The 3,602-nt window shown below is 38.3% G+C and carries 2 protein-coding genes; both read right to left on the reverse strand.

What is annotated here, in order from left to right:
• Positions 1 to 17: 17 nt before the first annotated feature.
• Positions 18 to 239: a hypothetical protein gene (locus K364_RS0108195; protein ID WP_028307637.1), complete on the reverse strand. Its 222-nt coding sequence runs from the start codon at positions 237 to 239 to the stop codon at positions 18 to 20.
• Between the two features lie 211 nt (positions 240 to 450).
• Positions 451 to 3,213 carry an MBL fold metallo-hydrolase gene (locus K364_RS25505; protein WP_051533881.1) on the reverse strand — a complete coding sequence of 921 codons (2,763 nt, stop codon included), beginning with the start codon at positions 3,211 to 3,213 and terminating at the stop codon, positions 451 to 453.
• Between the last annotated feature and the right edge of the window lie 389 nt (positions 3,214 to 3,602).

Genomic DNA, 3,602 nt, shown 5'->3' on the forward strand with positions numbered 1-3,602 from the left:
GATTTTATATTTCGCCCTCAAGGTCCTTTAGAATTTTCTTTATAAAAACTAGTAATTATAATAAATCCTAACAGAGTTCTAAAGAATTGCATAAAGCCTGTTGCTGAAAGCAAGTGGAGTATGTAAATGTTCTTAAATTTCTTCTTGGCCCTGCATAGAATAACCCTGGCAGCAGCTGGGAATTTATCTATAATGGCTTTATTGCAACAGGCACCTGTAACATTCAGTATCACTTCCATTTTGAACCTGCAATTTCCTTCGTTTTTGTCTATTTAGTCGTTTTACGTGTCTATTTAGCCAGAATCGTGTCTTTTCCAGACAAGATTGTCTAAAGTCATGACCAAAATTACGTGTATATAATACTAAAGTTGAGCGAAAAAAATTGTTTCTTAGTTTTCATAAAAGCAGGTATAAATAAAAAAGGACACCCTTCGAGAGTGTCTTGAATGTCTATTTATCCCTATTTGCATCATAAACCTTGTACCCAGTCTCCCTGAAAAATCTCTCTAATTTCTTTTTTGTTTCCTCATCTATAGGTTCATCAACTACAATTTTAATTTCCTGCTTTTCTTTAAATAAACTAGGATTTTTCTTCACAGGGATAATACTTCTAATTTTTTGGAATAAAGCAGATGTATTAGGTTCGGGATTAATGGTAACAGCATATCCAGTTTCCTGTTCCAGTTTACTTAACACATGTTTATACAGCTCAGCCGCCTGGGGTGTAATAAATTGAACCCGGATGGAGCCTTCCACTAGTGAGGTTTTATATATTTCTGCTCCTTCGGCTTTAAGGCTGTTTTTAATATGGTTAAATGCTGTATTAATTTCCATTTTACCGCCAGTTGCTTTTGGAGCTTCTATTACAGCTGCCTGGGTTTCCGTTTGCACCTCAAGGGTCCAACCTGTTGCATTATTATAATCCATCTTTATCCTTTGCCACTGATGCTTATCTGGATTACTCATTGATATAACCTTGATTTTTACTTTATTTTCTTCTCTATGAATTGATGGTTCTTTAACAAGCCGAACTCCTTCTGGCAGCAATTGTAGCAATTTGGATTTTAGTGCCTCCATGTTAGTCTCCTGATTAATTCGCCAGGTCCAACCGGTTTGCTTTAACAAATCAAGGAGCAAGCTGTTTATTTCTTTCGGTACAGCCTGTGGAAAGTAAAAATAAAGTATAACTTCACCGGTTTCAGTATTCATCCCTACTTTATTCAGATTATAGTTTTTCAGGGCATTGATAAAGATTTCTCTAGTCTGATTCTGTTCCAAACACAAAAACCGAGGTTTTATCAGGCCTGTCAGCTGTTTCCATGAATCAAGCACCTTATTACGTAAATCCTGAACAGAGGGTTCTTCCTGAGCAAATAATAACTTTACCCAGTTGTTTTTGGTAATCTCTGACGGATTTTGAGATAAGGTTCCGCAGACACCAATAATGTCTTCCGCCTTTATATATACATGCTCAGCCTGCCCAGGGATTTCAACATTGATACCGCGAGCATCCTGGGAAATACAATATGACATACATGGGTAACCCCCATACTTAACTGCCGCTAACTTGTTTACCAAATTACCCAGCTTCTCCATTAATCCTTTTCTTTGATCATGTAAAGTTATTTCCTCTTCAGATAGGGGAGTCCAAATATTTTTATGAATTTCCTTAAACAAGCTGCTTTGTTCAAGTCTTGCCTGTAAAGAATCAGTATCACAGCCTATTTTAGCTGCCATTTCATCCAGATGATATTCTCTAATGCTCTTGGAAAAAAATGTGTTTTTCCAAAAGGCTAATATATCTTCTTCAGCAGCTGCTCTAGTAATACCATGACTTCTCTTGTATTGACCAAATGCTAATTCCACCACTTCTCCGTTATTTGGCAGGGAAACTGCCAAACGGTTTTTAAGAGCTGCTGCTAAAGCTTCCCTGGCTTCTCCCTGGCCATGAGTTAGTATTGTTCTCCTGGGCTTAGTTGCTGTTAAAAATCCAAATATCTCCTGCTGATCAGCGTGGGCGGAAAGATTATACTTTTCTACTTTACACTTGACCGGTATCTCCTGCCCATTCAACAATATTTTTTTCTCATCAGCCGGTTTGTCCAGCAATTCTATCAATCTTCTCCCAGGACTTTCTTCATCTTGATAACCGGTTAATAAAATGGCATTTTTCTCGTTATTTAAGAGTTTTTCAGCATAATAGGCACTAGCTCCACCAGTTAACATCCCTGAACTGCTAATAAAACACCCTGGCTTTCCTGCTAAAGCTGCTTCTCTTTCATTTTTAGCCAGGCTGCCAATAGCCCTAACCGAGTCACTGTAAAATGGGTGTTGTCCGTTGTAAACTCTTTTTTGCAGGAATTTTGTTAGTTGGTTTGCATGATTTAAATATACAGTATTTACACTTCTAACCAACCCATCTACCCATATTGGAAATTTTTCACTATCTTTTTGCCTTAAACGGGCTAACCGAAGCAAATATAATATCTCCTGTGCCCGGCCTTGTGCAAAAGCAGGAACCAAAACATGTCCACCATCATTAATTACCTGAGAAATTTTACTAACGAGATTATTTTCTTCACGTTTACGGTCTGCATGATGGCGGTCCCCATAAGTAGCCTCAGTAACAACAAGATGGGGTGAGAACTTTGGTAGTGCTGCAGACATTATTGTTCTGGTCCCTGATAGAGAAAAGTCTCCGGTAAATAGTACTCTTCCTGCTGGGGTTTCCATACCAATCATGGCAGCTCCCAGGATATGTCCTGCTCGAAAAAAATGTGTTTTTGTTCCGTCAGGAAGCAATACAAAGCTTCCCATGGGCACAGGACGCAATCTGCCCAGTGCTTCCTTAACCAGTTTCTCATCATAGAGGGGAACTTCACCTTCTCGCATATCCATAACCTTGATACTGTCAAACAAGAGGACACGAGTTAAATCGCAAGTAGCAGACGTGGCATAAATGGGTACTCCCGGATAAGCCTGGCATATTAGCGGCAGAGCACCAATGTGGTCAAAGTGCGAATGTGTCAAAAAAATGGCAGCTAGTTTTTTACCTTTCAGCAGTTCTTGCATTAGTGCTAAATCTGGCAGGGGCTGATCAGGACTTGTTTGCCTTTGACCACAATCCACCAAATATGCACTAGTACCTACTATAAGTAGGTGAGCTGAAGCACCTATTTCATCTGCTCCACCTAAGGGTATGTATTGCATCATTTTAGTTCACCTCTTCCTTTTGCTTGCTATAAACCCAAGCTCTTAAAATACCCGCATCTCATTACATAAAGATTATCCCCTATTTGATGGGACTTAAATAATTATAACAATTTTTGCCCATTGATGCAGGTTTAATTTACAATACCCTTTCATGATTTAATTACCATCACGTTCTGGAATACGTCAAAGTGGGCAGGTGTTGTTCCAAATCTCATTGCTAATAACAGAAATTTTCCTCGAAGATAGCCTTCGAGGAAAAATAAATACTCGGTTAATAAAAAAGTTTCATGTAATATTTACCACAGTTAAAAAGGAGATTAACTTTAAACTTAACCTCCTTTTTAAACTTATACTATGATTCTTACTTACTGTGGTGTATACGATAATGC

The organism is Desulfitibacter alkalitolerans DSM 16504 (genome assembly GCF_000620305.1).
In the GTDB taxonomy this organism is placed as follows: Bacteria; Bacillota; DSM-16504; order Desulfitibacterales; family Desulfitibacteraceae; genus Desulfitibacter; species Desulfitibacter alkalitolerans.